We start from the raw sequence: 16,117 nt of genomic DNA on the forward strand, positions 1-16,117 counted from the left end.
GGCGGGGGAAGCCGTGCTTCCCCCGCCCCACCGCCCGCTCCGCACACGGTCCCCGCACCGTGGCCCTCCGCAGGCCGACGGCCAATTTCCCGCAAAGCATTGTTCAATCCTGCGGCTGAATTGCATACCGAAATCTGTATTCTTGGCACTGTGCAAAGAACTCAGCCGACAGGGGGGCTCATGCGCGAGACACGTACCGCGGCCGCCGTCGTCCGGGTCACCCGGCCGGCACCATTGCGGCAGGCCGTCTACGAGGCCCTGATCGAACTGATCATCAACGGCGCCCTCAGACCGGGACAGCACCTGGTCGAGGCCGAACTCGCCGACCACCTCGGCGTCAGCCGCCAGCCGGTGCGCGAGGCCCTGCAACGTCTGCAGACCGACGGCTGGGTCGACCTGCGCCCCGCGCAGGGCGCCTTCGTCCACGCCCCCACGCAGGAGGAGGCCACCCAACTCCTCAGCGTCCGCGCCGTGCTGGAGACCCACTCCGCGCACGGCGCCGCCCGGCACGCGACGGACGCGGACGTGGCCAGACTCTGGGAGCTGCAGGACGCCGGAATCGCCGCCCTGGCCGCGGACGACGCCCGGGGCATCGTCGAGGCCAACGCCGCGCTGCACGGCTTCATCACCGAACTGTCCCGCAACCAGGTCCTCGCCGAGCTGATCCTCCAGGTCGACCGGCGGGTGCGCTGGTACTACATGCCCATCGCGCGGCCCCGCGGCCGGGACGCCTGGAACGAGCACGCCACCATCATCGAGGCCATCGCCCTGGGCGACGCGGACCGAGCCGAGGAACTGATGCGCCGCCACACCCGGAACACCACCGACTTCTACTGCCGGCAGATCGCCGCCGCCGTCGACGCCGGGCGCGCCTGAGGGCCCTCGGGAACGCCGGACGGCCCGGGGGCAGGGGGGGCACCCGGGCCGTCGTCGAGGGGGAGGAACAGTCGGCGGAAGGAACGTCGTACGGGGGAGGAAGCGGCGGTGGAGAGGCGGGCGGGGCCGAACGGAGCAGGGGGCGCACCCCACCGCTCGGCCCCGCCTCCGTGCCGCGGGCACCCGGTCCGGGACTGCCGCCGCCCCGGTCCGGGCCCTTGCGCCCGCGCACGATGGAGGGGGGCTCCTGGCGGAGCCCCGGTACCGCAACCGTCAGGTGGTCGCCTCGGCGGGGGAGGCGGTGAGGCTGCCCACCTGGGCCACGGGGCTCCCGTCACCGCTCCGGCGGGGGGCGCCGGGCTGCCGCAGGAACACCGTGATCAGCGCGGAGAGGAAGGCGATGCCACCGGCCAGGCAGTAGGCACCGGTGTACCCCCAGGCGGCGACCACTCCGGCGGCCACACCACCGCCGCCGACCCCGCCCACCAGCTTGGCGCTGTAGACCAGCCCGTAGTTCGACGCGTTGTTGTTCTCGCCGAAGTAGTCCGGCGTGAGCGAGGCGAACAGCGGGTAGAACGCCCCGCCGCCGAAGCCGTTGAGGAACGCGAAGAACAGGAACAGCGGTTCGTTGTGCGCCTGACCCGACCACAGGACGCCGAACTGCGCCAGCCCCGCCACCACCAGGACCAGGCCCAGCGTCTGACGCCGGCCCAGGTAGTCCGAGAGCCAGCCCACGATGGCCCGGCCGACGCCGTTGACCACGGCGAGCACACCCGCCGAGGAGGCCGCGACCAGCGGCCCGAAGCCGAGGCTCTTGGCGAACGGGACCTGGAAGTTGATCCCGAACAGCGACACGCCGCCGATGCAGACCAGGGCGAACCACATCAACGGCAGCTGCCCGGTCCTGATCGCCTCCATCGGGGTGAACTGGCCCTTGGCCGGCGGGTTCTTGGCCAGTCGCTTGGCGACCCGCCGCGCGTCCTCGGTCACACCCCGGTTCAGCGGGTCGACGTCGTGCGGCCACCAGCTCTTCGGCGGGTCGCGGAAGAACATCCCGCAGAAGGCGACGATCAGCACCATGCCCAGCGCGATCAGGTCGAGGACCATCCGGTAGTTGGACGGGTGGAACCAGTAGTTGAAGACGAAGATGAGCGGCAGGGTTCCGTAGGCGAAGCCGCCGTTGACGAACCCGGTGCGCGCGCCCTTGTTGTCGGGGTACCACTTGCCGACCATGTTGATGCAGGTCGCGTACACCAGGCCGGCGCCCGTGCCGCCCAGCACCGAGTAACCGGCGATCACCACGTAGGGGTTGCTGAGGTGCGAGAGCGACAGGAAGCCCAGACCGGAGAAGACCGCTCCGGCGAGCATCGCCGTCCTGGCCGGCAGGACCCCGGTCTCCCGCAGGCGTCCCGCCGGAAACGCGACGCCCGCCTGGAAGACCGCCCAGACGCTGGCGATCCAGAACGTCTGCGTGAGGGTCCATCCATGGGCGTGTTCGAGCACCGCCTCCGCGGAGCTGTAGCCGTACTCGTAGACGCTGACGCCCATCATCGCGATCCACGGGAGCCAGACCATCCAGGCCCGGGGCCTCCCGAGGAGGGCCCGGTCGGTCTCCCCGACCCGGTAGACGCGGCCGTTCGCGTCACTGACCTCCCGGTACTGCCCGGGAGCCACATGCGGCGTTGCTGACATCGGTGCCTTCCCTTGCGTGAAAAGAACCTGGCGTGCGCCCCCTGGGCCTTTCTCTTCATGCGGAGGGGTGGAGCGGACCATCCCTGCGGCTCGGCCCGGCATGGCCGGGCCCGGTGGTACGTCGTCCGGGCAGCTGAGGTCCAGGGCGGCAACCCGGACCGTGACAGCGCGCAGGCGGGTGACACGGTGGTGCGACCCCGGGCATGGCGATTCGGCCGTGCTCAGGGAGTGTTGAGACAGACATTCAGCTGGTCAGCGCGATTCTCCATATTGGAGATTGCATACGGTATGGATCTGCGAATCGGGATGTCCAGGGGACGCCGGGAAGATTGACCAGTGCATTACCAACCGGTGGAGCCCGCTCCGCGCCCGTCCGGACGGTCGACTCACGCCGCCCCGCGGCGCGTTGCCCCAGGTCAGAGACGCAACTCCGATGACCCGCAAGATGGTTGCCCGGGGCACCCGATGCCCCCGCGCCGCCGGGCGGACAGCGCGCGGGTAAAGGGCGGGTAACGAGGGCGGCACCGCCGCACAGAGGAGGGCCGGGCCGCCCCTCGGCCGCCCGGCCCTCCCCCGACCGCCGCCGCTACGCGCTCAGGCGGCCGAACTTCCGTACCGCCAGCGGCAGGAAGACCGCCAGCAGGGCCAGCGGCCAGGCCACGGCGGCCCAGACGTGACCGGGCTCGCCTCCGGGACCGCCGAGCAGGTCGCGTACCGCCGTCGCCGTCTGGGACATCGGGTTCCACTGGACCGCCGTGCCCAGCCAGCCGGGCATGGACTGCGGGGCGGCGAAGGCGTTGGAGAGGAAGCCGACCGGCCAGACCAGGATCTGCACGGCCTGCACCAGCTCCGGTTTCCCGGCCACGAGCGCCAGATGGATGCCGATCCACAGCATCGCGAAGCGGAAAAGCAGCAGGAGGCCGACCGCACCGAGGAAGGCCGCGGCCCCGCCGTGCGTACGCCAGCCGAGCGCACGGCCGACGCCGAGCAGGACGGCCAGCCCGGCGGCGGACTGGAGCATGTCCGCGGCCGAACGGCTGGCCAGGACCGCGCCGTTGGCCATCGGCATCGAGCGGAAGCGGTCGATCACCCCCTTGTTGAGGTCCTGGGTGACGGCGAGCATCGTGCCCTCCAGGCCGAAGGCCATGGTGAGCGCCAGCATGCCGGGGACGAGGTAGCCGAGGTAGTCGCCCGTCACTCCGCGACCACCGCCGACGAGGTAGCCGAACATCAGCAGCAGCATCACCGGGAAGACGAGGCCGACCAGCACCTGGACCGGCTGCCGGGCCCAGTGGGCGAGTTCGCGCCGGGTCATGGTCCAGCAGTCGGCGAGGACGTACGATCCCCACGCGCGCCGGACCGGGCCCCGGGCGGGGTACGTGGCGCTCACACGGCCTCCTTCGTGCGCTGGTTCTCCGCGGTGAGGTGCAGGAACACCTCGTCGAGGGTGGGGCGGCGCAGGGCGATGTCCTCCGCCTCGATGCCGGCCGACTCCAGGCCGCGGACGACCGCGGTCAGCGCCGCCATGCGGTCGGCGACCGGGGCGCCGACCAGCCGCCGGTCGGCGTCCACGGACACCTCGCCCGCGCCCGCTCCCACCCCCGCGGACAGCAGGGCCGCGGCCGCGGCCAGTTGACCGGCGTCGCGCAGGACCACGTCGATGCGGTCTCCCCCCGTCCGGGCCTTGAGTTCGTCGGCCGTGCCCTCGGCGACCACCCGGCCGCGGTCCACGACCGAGATGCGGTCGGCGAGTTGGTCGGCCTCCTCCAGGTACTGGGTGGTCAGCAGGACCGTCGTACCGCCTTCGGCCAGGGAGCGGACGGAGGCCCACACCTCGGCCCGGCCGCGGGGGTCGAGCCCGGTCGTCGGCTCGTCGAGGAAGAGCACCTCGGGGTCGGTGACGAGGGACGCGGCGAGGCCGAGGCGGCGCCGCATGCCGCCGCTGTACCTGCCGACCGCCTTGCGGCCGGTGTCCGCGAGGCCGAAGCGCAGGAGCAGCTCGTCGGCGCGCTCGCGCGCCCGGCGGGCGCCGAGATGGTGGAGCCGGCCGAACATCTCCAGGTTCTGGCGGCCGCCGAGCTGCTCGTCGAGGGCCGCGTGCTGCCCGAGCAGGCCGATGCGGGACCGCACCTGCGGGGCCCTGGTCAGGACGTCGTGCCCGGCCACCTCGACGCGGCCGCGGTCCGGCCGGAGCAGGGTGGACAGGATCCGGACCAGGGTCGTCTTGCCCGCGCCGTTCGGGCCGAGCACCCCGTGCACGGTGCCGCGCGCGACCAGCAGGTCGAGCCCGTCCAGCGCCGGTCTGCCGCGGTACTCCTTGCGTGCCCCTTCGACGGTGATCGCTGTGGCGGTCACGGCCACTCCTCTGCTGGATGGTCGCCTAGTCAAACTTGACTACTGGCGCAAAGTAGTCCGCGCGCCATCCATTCGTCAAATTTGATCAGTGAGCGTCGCCGGGATGTGGTTCCCCTGTGGCGTACGGGTTCTCCTCGCCCTGCGCGAGCACGCCGACGAACGGCTCGCCCTCCCCGGCGAAGGTGTACGCACCGCCCTCGATCCGCGCGATGAGCCCCCGGGTCCACGCGGCGTCGGAGTCGGCCGTGTGCACCCAGAGGTTCATGATCTCGCCGATGTGGCCGAGCTGACCGGGGCCGTCCTCGGGGACGTAGTGCTCGGTGACGGCGGTCCGCCACTCCTCGATCCTGCGGATCCGCTCCCGCAGCAGATCCAGCGCCTCGGCCCGGCGCAGGTCGACGATGAAGCCGATGGCCGCGGACTGGAGGTCCATCTTCTGGTCGTACGCGACCAGCGACTCGTGCAGCAGACGCAGGAACTCCTCGGTCCCCTTGTCCGTGATCTCGTACTCGGTGCGGGGCGGTCCGCCGGCCGTCGACGGGGCGGTCTCGTGGGCGTGCAGCAGTCCCTGCTTCGCCATCTGCTTCAGGGCGTGGTAGATCGAGCCGGGCTTGGCGTTGGACCACTCGTGCGCGCCCCAGTACTCCAGGTCGTTGCGCACCTGGTAGCCGTGGGCCCGCCCGTGCTGACGGACCGCGCCCAGCACGAGGAGACGGATCGCTGACATGCCGTCCAGATTAGGCGGACCGGCGCGGGGCCCCGCACCCGCCCCGCGCCCGCCCCCGCCCCCGTCCTCGTCCGGTCAGCCCGCGGGGTTGCGGCGGCCGCCCCGGCGGCCCTCGCCGCCGGCCGCCGTCCGGCGTCCGGAGCCGCGGGTCCCGGCGCCGGAACCGGTGCCGGTGGCCGCGCCCGGCGCACCCCGGCGGTCGGATCCCCGGCCGCCCGAGGTCCCCGTGCCGCCCGTCGCCGCGCGCGAACCCGCTCGGCGGGTCCCGCCGGCCGCTGCCGTCCCGGCCGCGGCCCGGCGGTCCGTGCCCCGGCCACCGGTCCCGGCGGCGGCACCCGTCGTCGTCCCCGCTCCGCCGCCACCGCGGCGACGGCGAGCGGGCCGCCCGCCGTTCTCGGTGCCGGTCCTGCGGTCCTCGCGGGATGCCTTCGGCGCGGCCGCCGGCTGGGGCACCTCGATGGTGACGGCGACGCCGGACGGCTCCCGGGCTCCAGTCAGCGTGGTCAGCTCCGCGGCGCTCGACGTGATGCGGGCCGTCCGGGGACGGATGCCCGCGTCCGACATGAGCCGCGTCACGTCCCGCTTCTGTTCGGGCAGGACCAGCGTGACCACCCTGCCGGAGCCGCCGGCGCGGGCCGTACGGCCGCCGCGGTGCAGGTAGTCCTTGTGGTCGGTGGGGGGATCGACGTTCACGACGAGGTCGAGGTCGTCGACGTGTATGCCGCGGGCCGCGACGTTCGTGGCGACGAGCGCCGTGACCTGGCCGTTCTTGAACTGCTCCAGGGTGCGGTTGCGCTGCGGCTGGGAGCGGCCGCCGTGCAGTGCCGCGGCGCGGACACCGACGGCCAGCAGCCGCTTGGCGAGCCGGTCGGCGGACCGCTTGGTGTCCAGGAAGAGGATGACCCGGCCGTCACGTGCCGCGATGCGCGTGGTGACGGCCTTCTTGTCGGTCTCGTCCAGGATGTGGAGCACGTGGTGCTCCATCGTGGTCACCGCCCCCGCGGACGGATCCACGGAGTGCACCACGGGGTCGGACAGGAACCGCTGCACCAGGCGGTCGATGTTGCCGTCCAGGGTGGCCGAGAAGAGCATCCGCTGCCCGTCGGGCCGCACGCGCTCGATCAGCCTGGTGATCTGCGGCAGGAAGCCCATGTCGGTCATCTGGTCGGCCTCGTCCAGCACCGTGATGCCGACGCTGCCGAGCACGCAGTCGCCGTGTTCGACCAGGTCGTTGAGCCTGCCCGGCGTGGCCACCAGCACCTCGACGCCGCGCCGGAGCGTGGCGGCCTGCTTGGCCATGGACAGCCCGCCGACCACGGTGGCCATGCGGAGGTTCACCGCCGTCGCGTACGGGGTCAGCGCGTCCGTCACCTGCTGGGCGAGCTCACGGGTGGGCACCAGCACGAGCGCGAGGGGCGCCTTGGGCTCGGCGCGCAGTCCCGCCGTACGGGCCAGCAGCGCCAGTCCGAAGGCGAGGGTCTTCCCGGAGCCGGTGCGGCCCCGTCCCAGCAGGTCGCGGCCCGCGAGCGAGTTGGGCAGCGTGGCGGCCTGGATGGGGAAGGGGGTGGTCACGCCCTGCGCGGTGAGGGTCTTCAGCAGCCCCGCGGGCATGTCGAGATCGGCGAATTCCTCGACGGCGGGAAGTGCGGGTGTCGTGCTTTCCGGCAACCGGAATTCCCTCGGCGGCGATGCGGAGGGGGCGGACGACGACGCGCGCCGATTCGTTTTCTGGGGCCTGCGGGACATGCGGTTCATTTGCCTTCCTGGAACAGCGCAAACCGGGGTCCGCACCACGATGGTGCGGACCCCGGTGAGCGGGTACGCGTCCGGCGATCAGGCGGGGACGATGTTCTCCGCCTGCGGGCCCTTCTGGCCCTGCGTGACGTCGAACGAGACCCGCTGGCCCTCCTGGAGCTCACGGAAGCCCTGGGACTGAATGTTCGAGTAGTGGGCGAAGACGTCGGGGCCGCCGCCGTCCTGCTCGATGAAGCCGAAACCCTTTTCGGCGTTGAACCACTTCACGGTTCCCTGTGCCATGACATTCTCCTTATTTAGGCAGAGGGCCCATCCGGAGACGCCGGAGAACAAATAATGCGCCTGCGGGAGTAGAATCCGTCAGGCGCACATAGGTCTTATGGGTACCACAACTGCATCACCTTCACCCTAGCACATGGCGGACCCGGCGCGACGGACCGGCGCCGGGGCCGGAGCGGGACAGGCCGGGCCGCCACTGCCGGTCACCAGGGGCTCACCGGGCAGCGGAAGGGGCGACGGGGCAGCGCGAAGCCTTCACCCGTCCGTGTTCCGGAGGCCCGGCACGCCCCGCGCACCCCGTCCTCGACCGCCGCGGGAGCGCTTTCCCACGCTCCCGCGGCTTCCGTGTCGTCAGCGCAGCAGTTTCACCGCCTCGACCACCAGGGGGTCCAGGCCGTCCGCACCGGCGTCGACGAAGTCGAACAGCCGGGTGCGCATGCGCGGGTCCCAGAACCTGCCGATGTGGCCCGCGACGGCCTCCGCCGCCCGGCCGTCCGGCAGGTGGACGAGGTTGGCCGCGATGTCGTTGGCCATCCGGCGCTCCGCCGGCACTGCGTCGGCCACCTCAGTCCACCACCGTCAGCAGCTGGTCCCGGTCCTGGCCCCGGTCGCGTTCCCCGTCCTCGGCGCGCCGCGGACGGGCGAGCCCCACCTGGACGGCGGTCACCTTGTACTCCGGGCAGTTGGTCGCCCAGTCGGAGTTCTCCGTGGTCACCACGTTGGCCCCGGTCACCGGGTGGTGGAACGTGGTGTAGACGACCCCGGGCGGCATGCGGTCGGAGATCTCGGCCTTCAGGGTCGTCTCCCCCACCCGGCTCGCCAGGGTCACCGTGTCGCCGTCCACGATGCCGCGGACCTCGGCGTCGTGGGGATGCAGCTCCAGCACGTCCTCCGGGTGCCAGGCGACGTTGCCGGTGCGCCGGGTCTGCGCCCCCACGTTGTACTGGCTGAGGATGCGTCCCGTGGTCAGGATCAGCGGGAAGCGCCGGGTGCTGCGCTCGGCGGTCGGCACGAAGGTAGTGACGACGAACCGGCCCTTGCCCCGCACGAACTCGTCCACGTGCATGATGGGCGTGCCCTCGGGGGCCGTCTCGTTGCACGGCCACTGGACGCTGCCCAGCTTGTCCAGCAGCTGGAAGGAAACACCGGTGAAGGTCGGCGTGACCTGGGCGATCTCGTCCATGATCTGACCGGGGTGGTCGTACGCCATGGGGTGGCCCATGGCGGTGGCGATCTCGGAGACGATCTGCCACTCGTGCTTGCCCGTCTTCGGCTTCATCACCGCGCGCACCCGGTTGATGCGGCGCTCGGCGTTGGTGAAGGTGCCGTCCTTCTCCAGGAAGGACGCGCCGGGCAGGAAGACGTGCGCGAACTTCGCCGTCTCGTTGAGGAACAGGTCCTGTACGACGACCAGTTCCATGGCCTCCAGCGCGGCGGTGACGTGCTTGAGGTTGGGATCGGACTGGGCGATGTCCTCGCCGTGCACGAACAGGCCGCGGAACGTCCCGTCGATGGCCGCGTCGAACATGTTCGGGATGCGCAGCCCGGGCTCGGCGAGGATCGTGCCGCCCCAGAGGTTCTCGAACACGGTGCGCACGGCGTCGTCGGAGACGTGCCGGTAGCCGGGCAGCTCGTGCGGGAACGAGCCCATGTCGCAGGAGCCCTGCACGTTGTTCTGGCCGCGCAGCGGGTTGACCCCGACACCGTCGCGGCCGATGTTGCCGCAGGCCATGGCGAGGTTGGCCATGCCCATCACCATAGTGGAGCCCTGGCTGTGCTCGGTGACGCCGAGACCGTAGTAGATGGCGCCGTTCGGGGCCTGCGCGTACAGCCGCGCCGCGGCGCGCAGTTCGGCGGCCGGCACGCCGGTCAGCTCCTCCGCGGCCTCCGGGCTGTTCTCCGGACGGGCGATGAACTCCGCCCACTCGTCGAAGTCCTCGCAGCGCTCGTCCACGAAGGCCCGGTCCACCAGCCCCTCGGTGACCACCACGTGCGCCATGGCGTTCACGACGGCCACGTTGGTGCTGGGCCGCAGCTGCAGGTGGTGCTCGGCCTGGATGTGCGGGGAGCGCACCAGGTCGATGCGGCGCGGGTCGACGACGATGAGCTTGGCGCCCTCGCGCAGCCGGCGCTTCATCCGCGAGGCGAACACCGGGTGTCCGTCCGTGGGGTTGGCGCCGATCACCATGATGACGTCGGCCTCGGCCACGGACCGGAAGTCCTGGGTGCCGGCCGACTCGCCGAAGGTCTGCTTGAGCCCGTACCCCGTCGGGGAGTGGCAGACCCGGGCGCAGGTGTCGACGTTGTTGTTGCCGAAGGCGGCGCGCACCATCTTCTGGACGACGTACACCTCCTCGTTCGTGCACCGGGAGGAGGTGATGGCGCCGATCGCGCCCGATCCGTACGTCTGCTGGAGCTCGCGCATCCGGCGGGCGACCGTGCCGATCGCCTCGTCCCACTCGACCTCGCGCCACGGATCGGTGATCTTCTCGCGCACCATGGGCTTGAGCACCCGGTCGGGGTGGGTCGCGTACCCGAAGGCGAAACGGCCCTTGACGCAGGAGTGACCCTCGTTGGCGCCGCCGTCCTTGTACGGCACCATGCGCACCAGCTCGTCGCCGCGCAGCTCGGCCTTGAAGGAGCAGCCGACGCCGCAGTACGCGCAGGTGGTGACCACCGAGCGGGTCGGCATGCCGAGCTCGACCACCGACTTCTCCTGGAGCGTGGAGGTCGGGCAGGCCTGCACGCACGCACCGCAGGAAACGCACTCGGAGTCCATGAAGGTCTCGCCGGCGCCCGGCGAGACCTTGGACTCAAAGCCGCGTCCCTCGATGGTGAGCGCGAAGGTGCCCTGGACCTCGCCGCAGGCGCGGACGCAGCGGGAACAGACGATGCACTTGGACGCGTCGAAGTCGAAGTAGGGGTTGGACGTGTCCTTCTCGGCGTCGAGGTGGTTCTCGCCCTCATAGCCGTAGCGGACCTGCCGCAGCCCCACCACGCCGGCCATGTCCTGCAGCTCGCAGTCGCCGTTGGCCGGGCAGGTGAGGCAGTCCAGCGGATGGTCGGATATGTAGAGCTCCATGACGCCCTGGCGGAGCTTCTCCACCTTGGGGGTCTGGGTGCTCACCTTCATCCCGTCGGCCACGGGCGTGGTGCAGGACGCCGGGGTGCCCCGGCGGCCGTCGATCTCCACCACGCACAGCCGGCAGGAGCCGAACGGCTCCAGGCTGTCGGTGGCGCAGAGCTTGGGGATGTCGATACCGGCGAGGGATGCGGCGCGCATCACCGACGTGCCCTCGGGCACGGTCACCGGCATGCCGTCCACTTCCACCGAGACCGTCGCCGGCCCGGGTCGCTCCGGTGTGCCGAAGTCGGGTTCCTTGAGGAGTGTCATGCCGTGCCCTCCGTCCTGCCTCCATGGGCGTGCGTGCGTGGGATCGCCCGGCCGGGGTCGCGGGCGAGGAAGTCGTCGGGGAAGTGCGCGATGGCGCTGCGCACGGGCATCGGTGTGAGCCCGCCCATCGCGCACAGGGAGCCGTCGGTCATCAGCTCGCACAGGTCCTCGAGCAGGGCCAGGTTCTCGTCCCGCTGCTGACCGGCCACGATCTTGTCGATCACCTCGACGCCGCGGACCGAGCCCACCCGGCAGGGCGTGCACTTGCCGCAGGACTCCTCGGCGCAGAACTCCATCGCGAAGCGGGCCTGGGCGGCCATGTCGACGCTCTCGTCGAACACGACGACACCGCCGTGGCCCAGCATGGCGCCCGCCTCGGCGAACGCCTCGTAGTCCATCGGCAGGTCGAACATCGAGGTCGGCAGGTAGGCGCCGAGCGGCCCGCCGACCTGCACCGTGCGGACCGGCCGCCCGGAGAAGGTGCCGCCGCCGTACTCCTCGACGAGTTCGCGCAGCGTGACGCCGAAGGCGGTCTCCACGATCCCGCCGCGGGCGATGTTTCCGCCGAGCTGGAAGACCTGGGTGCCGCGCGAGCGTTCCACGCCGAGTTCCTGGTACGCCTTCGCGCCCTCGGCGAGGATGACCGGGACGGTGGCGAGGGTGAGGACGTTGTTGACGACCGTCGGCTTGCCGAACAGGCCCTCGATCGCGGGGATCGGCGGCTTGGCGCGGACGGTGCCGCGCTTGCCCTCCAGGCTCTCCAGCATGGAGGTCTCCTCGCCGCAGATGTACGCCCCGGCGCCGACCCGGACGTGCAGCTCGAAGTCGAGCGGGGAGCCGAGGATGCCCTTGCCGAGCCAGCCCTGCTCGCGCGCGATGCCGATCGCCGCGCGCATCGTGGCCACCGCGTCGGGGTACTCGGAGCGGATGTAGAGGTAGCCCTCGCGCGCGCCCACGGCGTGGGCGGCGATCGTCATGCCCTCGATGAGCATGAAGGGGTCGCCCTCCATGACCATGCGGTCGGCGAAGGTGCCGCTGTCGCCCTCGTCGGCGTTGCAGCAGACGAACTTGAGTTCGTCGGCGCAGTCCAGGACGGTCTTCCACTTGATGCCGGCCGGGAAGCCGGCGCCGCCGCGGCCGCGCAGCCCGGAGTCGGTGACCTCGGTGACGACGTCGGCGGGGGCCATGCCCAGGGCCGTGCGCAGTCCGGCCAGGCCGCCGTGGCGCAGGTAGTCCTCCGGCGAGAGGGGGTCGGTCACCCCGATGCGGGAGAAGGTGACCCGGGTCTGCCGGGCCAGCCAGGGCAGTTCGTCGACGACGCCAAGACGCAGCGGGTGGTCGGCCCCCTCCAGCATGCCCGCGGCAAGCAGTCCCTCGACGTCCGAGGGGGCCACGGGGCCGTAGCCGACGCGGCCGGCCGGGGTGACCACCTCGACCAGCGGCTCCAGCCACAGCATGCCGCGGGAGCCGTTGCGCACCACCTCGACGGGCGCCTCCCGCTCCGCCGCGGAGCGCCGCAGCGCGTCCGCCACCTCGTCCGCGCCGACCGATCTGGCCGCCGAGTCACGCGGGACGTAGACCGTCACCGCGGAGTCGGAAGAGTTCTTCGTCATGCGACCGTCCCCTTGAGGATGGAGCCCAACCGGGCCGTGCCCACTCGTCCGTACAACCGGCCGTTCACCTCGACCGCGGGTCCCAGGGCGCAGTTGCCGAGGCAGAAGACCTGCTCGACGGTGACCGAGCCGTCGGGGGTCGTCTCCCCCACCGCCAGTCCCGCCTCCCTCGTGTAGCCCACCAGCGCGTCGGACCCGAGCGCCTGGCACGCCTCGGCGCGGCAGATGCGCACCGTGGTCCGTCCGGCCGGCTCGCGGCGGAAGTCGTGGTAGAAGGTCACCACTCCGTGGACGTCGGCCCTGGAGAGGTTGAACTCGTCGGCGAGCACGGGTATCGCCTCTTTCGGTACGCACCCCAACTCGGCCTGCAGGGCGTGCAGTACCGGCAGCAGCGCACCGCGCTGATCCCGGTGGCCGGCCACAACCGTCCGGACCACGTCTTCGACCGTCATGTCACTCCCGCCGATCGTCATTGACCACTCCGCCTTCGCCAGGTCAGGGAGTTCCAGCGCGGGATCGTCACAGAGCCGCTTCGCCTTCCCGACGGTGCCGGCAGTACACGGCGACGATACCGCATACAAACTTCTGCATACAGAATGCTGCAGCCAGGACTTTCCCAAGTCCCGGCCTCCGCGCGCATCGTGCCGCAACAGAAGGCATGTTGCATACCAAAACCTGTATACTGACCCGACCCGCTGCCGGCGACCCTCACGGCGGCCACCAGTCCAGAGCCGTCGGCCCACAGGCTCGGTGGCAGAACGGGGGAACCATGCGCGAGGCCCTGACGGCCGCGGCGACCCACCGGGTCGCCCGCCCCGCACCACTGCGCCAGGCCGTGTACGACGCCCTCATCGAACTCATCATCAGCGGCTCCCTGACGCCTGGTCAGCACCTGGTCGAGGCCGAACTCGCCGAGCACCTCGGGGTCTCCCGCCAGCCGGTACGCGAGGCCCTGCAGCGCCTGCAGACCGACGGATGGGTCGACCTGCGCCCGGCCCAGGGCGCCTTCGTCCACTCCCCCACCGAGGAGGAGGCCGCCCAACTGCTCGGCGTCCGCTCGGTGCTGGAGACCTACTCGGCCCGGCTCGCGGCCGAGAACGCCAAGCCCGAGGACGTCGAACGCCTCTGGGAGCTGCAGGAGGAAGGGGTCGCCGCGCTCGCCGCGGGCGACGTGGAGCGCCTGGTCGCGGCCAACACGGCGCTGCACTCCTTCATCACGTCCGTCGCCGCCAACGCCGTGCTGGCCGAGCTGATCTCGCAGGTGAGCCGGAAGGTCCGGTGGTACTACACCCCCATCGCCAAGCCCCGCGGCAAGGACGCATGGAACGAGCACGCCCAGCTCATCAGGGCCATCGCCAAGGGCGACACCGACCGCGCCGGCGAGATCATGCGCAAGCACACCGAACGCACCGGTGACTACCGCAAGGCGGTGGCGGCCGGGGCCACGGCGCTGAGCTGAGCCGCCCCGCCCACCGCCGAAGGGGCCGGTTCCGCGGCCGCCACCGACGGATGGACGGCCGCGGCGCCCACGGCGTCCCGCAGTTCGAGCAGCCACGGCAGCACCGTGCGCAGCACGACCTCGTGCCCCGCGCCGTCCTCGCCGAGCATCGCGTCGGCGGGGACGAGGACCGGGTCGGCGAGCACCGTCGAGGTGGCGCTGCCGTGCGGCCCCGTCCCGTCCGGCCGGGCGGGGACGAACAGGTCGGGCGCGTGCGCGGGCACCAGCCACAGGGTCAGCCCGCCCGCGGCGGTCAGCGGCGGCGACGACCAGACGTAGCTGTCGGCCTCCCCCGCCGCCACCACCTCGCGTTTGCGGGCGCTCAGGGCGACCACCTCGCCCGTGCGAGTGGCGGCCGTGCCTGCGGCACCGTCCGCGCCGTCCGCGCCGTCCGCCAGGGCGAGGCTGCTGAGGTGACGTCCGGCGGCTATCTCGCCGCGCACCCAGCGGCTTCCGCACGCCTCGATCACGGCGACCGCCGCGTAGTGCGACTGGAGCACGGCCGCGGTCACCGGGCAGCTCGCGGCGATCCGCGCGACGACCTCGGCGGCCTCGGCCGGACCCCGGCCACCGCCGCCCAGGTCGGCGGAGACCGTCAGCCCGAGCAGTCCCGCCTCGCCCAGGGCGGTCACCGCGCCGCGCGGGAACCTTCCCTCCCTGCCGGTCCGCTCGGCGCGGGGCGCGATGACGTCCCTCAGGACACGGGAGAAGGCGTTGCGGTACGACACGAGGTGACCCCCTCGGGAGCGGTTGCTGATCTGCCGTCGGGCAGCGGACGTGGGCAGGACGACGGACGGGGCGGCCGGGCACGCGGTGCGTGCGGGCCGGCCGCCCCGCCGGCGTGCGCGCGGACCAGCCGCCGGGAGCAGCCGTCCCGCGTCTCCCGGCAGGTTGCCGTCCGCCGGTCCGCGCGCAGGTCATGGAGGGGGCTTCGATGCCCCGGGGTGGCTCGGGTGGCTCAGGGCCGCGGCTCGATCTCCCGCAGCAGCCCGGTCGTGACGTCGAACACAAAGCCCCGGACGTCGTCGGTGTGGGGCAGGAACGGGGACGTGCGCACCCGTTGCATCGACTGCCGGACGTCCTGGTCGACGTCCTGGAAGGCCTCCACCGCCCACGCGGGACGCTGGCCGACCTCCAGCTCCAGCTCGTGCCGGAAGTCCTCGGTGAGGGTCTGCAGACCGCAGCCGGTGTGGTGGATCAGTATCACGCTGCGGGTCTTCAGGGCGCGCTGGCTGATGGTCAGCGACCGGATGGTGTCGTCGGTGACCACGCCGCCCGCGTTGCGGATCGTGTGGCAGTCGCCCAGCTCCAGCCCGAGGGCGGCGTGCAGGTCGATCCGGGCGTCCATGCAGGCCACCACGGCCACCTGGAGCACGGGCCGGGCGCCCATGCCCGGGTCGGTGAACCCGGCGGCGTACTTGCGGTTGGACTCCACGAGGCGGTCGATGACCGTCTCCTCGCCCGGGGCGCTGCTGCCGCCGGACTGTGCGGAACCGTACGTTGACGTCGACATGACTCCGGTGCGCTCCTTTTCTGGTGCGGCCCTCCACGTGCTCCGATCATCCACGTGAGGGGCCGGTCCGGGGTGGACCACGGCGGCTGCCGCCGCTCCCGGTTCCTCCCGGCGGTCGATAGACGGGGTGAATCAACCCAGGCCGGGCCGGAGGGCGCAGCGCCCCCGGTACGGCGGCGGGGTCCGTCGCGCCGACGGGCCGCGCTCCGGTCGCCGCCCGTACGGCGGCGGGTCGCACCGCCGGGTGGTGTCACTGGCGGCGGGACGGCGCGCGTGGTCCGCGGTCATGGTCAGATCACTCCTTGTGCCTTGAGCTCCGGCAACTCGTCTTCGTGGATGCCGAGTTCGGTGGTGTAGATGTCGTGGTTGTGTTCGCCGAGGAGGGGTGAGCGGTGGATGGTGGTGGGTGAGTCGG

The 16,117-nt window shown here is 72.0% G+C and carries 14 protein-coding genes; 2 read left to right on the forward strand and 12 right to left on the reverse strand.

Annotation, left to right across the window (positions count from 1 at the left end):
- The first annotated feature begins 180 nt into the window (after window positions 1-180).
- Window positions 181-876, forward strand: coding sequence for a GntR family transcriptional regulator (locus ACFW3D_RS40255; RefSeq protein WP_500513267.1), 696 nt, complete (start codon window positions 181-183; stop codon window positions 874-876).
- A gap of 273 nt (window positions 877-1,149) precedes the next feature.
- On the opposite strand, the gene ACFW3D_RS40260 is transcribed toward ACFW3D_RS40255, so the two are convergent.
- The 10 genes from ACFW3D_RS40260 to ACFW3D_RS40305 all read right to left on the reverse strand — a co-directional run bounded on the left by ACFW3D_RS40260 (window position 1,150) and on the right by ACFW3D_RS40305 (window position 13,143).
- Entirely contained in the window at window positions 1,150-2,568 is a 1,419-nt protein-coding gene (locus ACFW3D_RS40260) for an OFA family MFS transporter (RefSeq protein WP_500513269.1), read from the reverse strand.
- Window positions 2,569-3,154: 586 nt separating this feature from the next.
- Window positions 3,155-3,883: an ABC transporter permease gene (locus ACFW3D_RS40265; RefSeq protein WP_500513288.1), complete on the reverse strand. Its 729-nt coding sequence runs from the start codon at window positions 3,881-3,883 to the stop codon at window positions 3,155-3,157.
- Between the two features lie 71 nt (window positions 3,884-3,954).
- Window positions 3,955-4,923 carry an ATP-binding cassette domain-containing protein gene (locus tag ACFW3D_RS40270; RefSeq protein WP_500513271.1) on the reverse strand — a complete coding sequence of 323 codons (969 nt, stop codon included), beginning with the start codon at window positions 4,921-4,923 and terminating at the stop codon, window positions 3,955-3,957.
- 85 nt (window positions 4,924-5,008) lie between these two features.
- On the reverse strand, window positions 5,009-5,650 hold the full coding sequence (locus ACFW3D_RS40275) for a PadR family transcriptional regulator (RefSeq protein ID WP_500513273.1): 642 nt from the start codon (window positions 5,648-5,650) through the stop codon (window positions 5,009-5,011).
- 75 nt (window positions 5,651-5,725) lie between these two features.
- Entirely contained in the window at window positions 5,726-7,396 is a 1,671-nt protein-coding gene (locus ACFW3D_RS40280; protein WP_500513290.1) for a DEAD/DEAH box helicase, read from the reverse strand.
- An 87-nt stretch (window positions 7,397-7,483) separates the two neighbouring features.
- On the reverse strand, window positions 7,484-7,687 hold the full coding sequence (locus ACFW3D_RS40285) for a cold-shock protein (RefSeq protein ID WP_059194910.1): 204 nt from the start codon (window positions 7,685-7,687) through the stop codon (window positions 7,484-7,486).
- 348 nt (window positions 7,688-8,035) lie between these two features.
- Window positions 8,036-8,218, reverse strand: a complete 183-nt coding sequence (locus ACFW3D_RS40290; protein WP_500513292.1) for a formate dehydrogenase subunit delta — start codon at window positions 8,216-8,218, stop codon at window positions 8,036-8,038.
- Window positions 8,219-8,249: 31 nt separating this feature from the next.
- Window positions 8,250-11,078: a formate dehydrogenase subunit alpha gene (gene fdhF / locus ACFW3D_RS40295; RefSeq protein ID WP_500513276.1), complete on the reverse strand. Its 2,829-nt coding sequence runs from the start codon at window positions 11,076-11,078 to the stop codon at window positions 8,250-8,252.
- Window positions 11,075-12,691 (reverse strand): formate dehydrogenase beta subunit, encoded by a 1,617-nt coding sequence (locus tag ACFW3D_RS40300; protein WP_500513278.1) that lies wholly within the window; start codon window positions 12,689-12,691, stop codon window positions 11,075-11,077. The genes fdhF and ACFW3D_RS40300 overlap by 4 nt, the downstream gene beginning before the upstream one ends.
- A complete protein-coding gene (locus ACFW3D_RS40305; RefSeq protein ID WP_500513280.1) occupies window positions 12,688-13,143 on the reverse strand; it encodes an NAD(P)H-dependent oxidoreductase subunit E in 456 nt (151 codons plus the stop codon). Before ACFW3D_RS40305 ends, ACFW3D_RS40300 begins: the two co-directional genes overlap by 4 nt.
- A gap of 317 nt (window positions 13,144-13,460) precedes the next feature.
- Here ACFW3D_RS40305 and ACFW3D_RS40310 point away from each other — a divergent pair, with 317 nt between their 5' ends.
- Entirely contained in the window at window positions 13,461-14,150 is a 690-nt protein-coding gene (locus ACFW3D_RS40310; RefSeq protein WP_500513282.1) for a GntR family transcriptional regulator, read from the forward strand.
- Here ACFW3D_RS40310 and ACFW3D_RS40315 read toward each other — a convergent pair.
- Both ACFW3D_RS40315 and ACFW3D_RS40320 read right to left on the reverse strand, forming a co-directional pair.
- Entirely contained in the window at window positions 14,108-14,917 is an 810-nt protein-coding gene (locus ACFW3D_RS40315; RefSeq protein ID WP_500513284.1) for an acyl-CoA dehydrogenase family protein, read from the reverse strand. The genes ACFW3D_RS40310 and ACFW3D_RS40315 overlap by 43 nt on opposite strands.
- Window positions 14,918-15,147: 230 nt before the next feature.
- The gene (locus tag ACFW3D_RS40320) at window positions 15,148-15,702 is read right to left on the reverse strand and encodes a beta-class carbonic anhydrase (protein WP_500513286.1); all 555 of its coding nucleotides are present in this window, start codon (window positions 15,700-15,702) and stop codon (window positions 15,148-15,150) included.
- Between the last annotated feature and the right edge of the window lie 415 nt (window positions 15,703-16,117).

The organism is Streptomyces sp. NPDC058864, assembly GCF_042742985.1.
Taxonomy (GTDB): Bacteria; Actinomycetota; Actinomycetes; order Streptomycetales; family Streptomycetaceae; genus Actinacidiphila.

Excerpts from the sequence above, each read along its gene's own strand:
- ACFW3D_RS40255 (WP_500513267.1), top strand. The coding sequence starts at position 181 with ATGCGCGAGACACGTACCGCGGCCGCCGTCGTCCGGGTCACCCGGCCG.
- ACFW3D_RS40260 (WP_500513269.1), bottom strand. The coding sequence starts at position 2,568 with ATGTCAGCAACGCCGCATGTGGCTCCCGGGCAGTACCGGGAGGTCAGT.
- ACFW3D_RS40265 (WP_500513288.1), bottom strand. The coding sequence starts at position 3,883 with ATGACCCGGCGCGAACTCGCCCACTGGGCCCGGCAGCCGGTCCAGGTG.
- ACFW3D_RS40275 (WP_500513273.1), bottom strand. The coding sequence starts at position 5,650 with ATGTCAGCGATCCGTCTCCTCGTGCTGGGCGCGGTCCGTCAGCACGGG.
- ACFW3D_RS40280 (WP_500513290.1), bottom strand. The coding sequence starts at position 7,396 with ATGTCCCGCAGGCCCCAGAAAACGAATCGGCGCGCGTCGTCGTCCGCC.
- ACFW3D_RS40285 (WP_059194910.1), bottom strand. The coding sequence starts at position 7,687 with ATGGCACAGGGAACCGTGAAGTGGTTCAACGCCGAAAAGGGTTTCGGC.
- ACFW3D_RS40290 (WP_500513292.1), bottom strand. The coding sequence starts at position 8,218 with ATGGCCAACGACATCGCGGCCAACCTCGTCCACCTGCCGGACGGCCGG.
- fdhF (WP_500513276.1), bottom strand. The coding sequence starts at position 11,078 with ATGACACTCCTCAAGGAACCCGACTTCGGCACACCGGAGCGACCCGGG.
- ACFW3D_RS40300 (WP_500513278.1), bottom strand. The coding sequence starts at position 12,691 with ATGACGAAGAACTCTTCCGACTCCGCGGTGACGGTCTACGTCCCGCGT.
- ACFW3D_RS40305 (WP_500513280.1), bottom strand. The coding sequence starts at position 13,143 with ATGACGGTCGAAGACGTGGTCCGGACGGTTGTGGCCGGCCACCGGGAT.
- ACFW3D_RS40310 (WP_500513282.1), top strand. The coding sequence starts at position 13,461 with ATGCGCGAGGCCCTGACGGCCGCGGCGACCCACCGGGTCGCCCGCCCC.
- ACFW3D_RS40320 (WP_500513286.1), bottom strand. The coding sequence starts at position 15,702 with ATGTCGACGTCAACGTACGGTTCCGCACAGTCCGGCGGCAGCAGCGCC.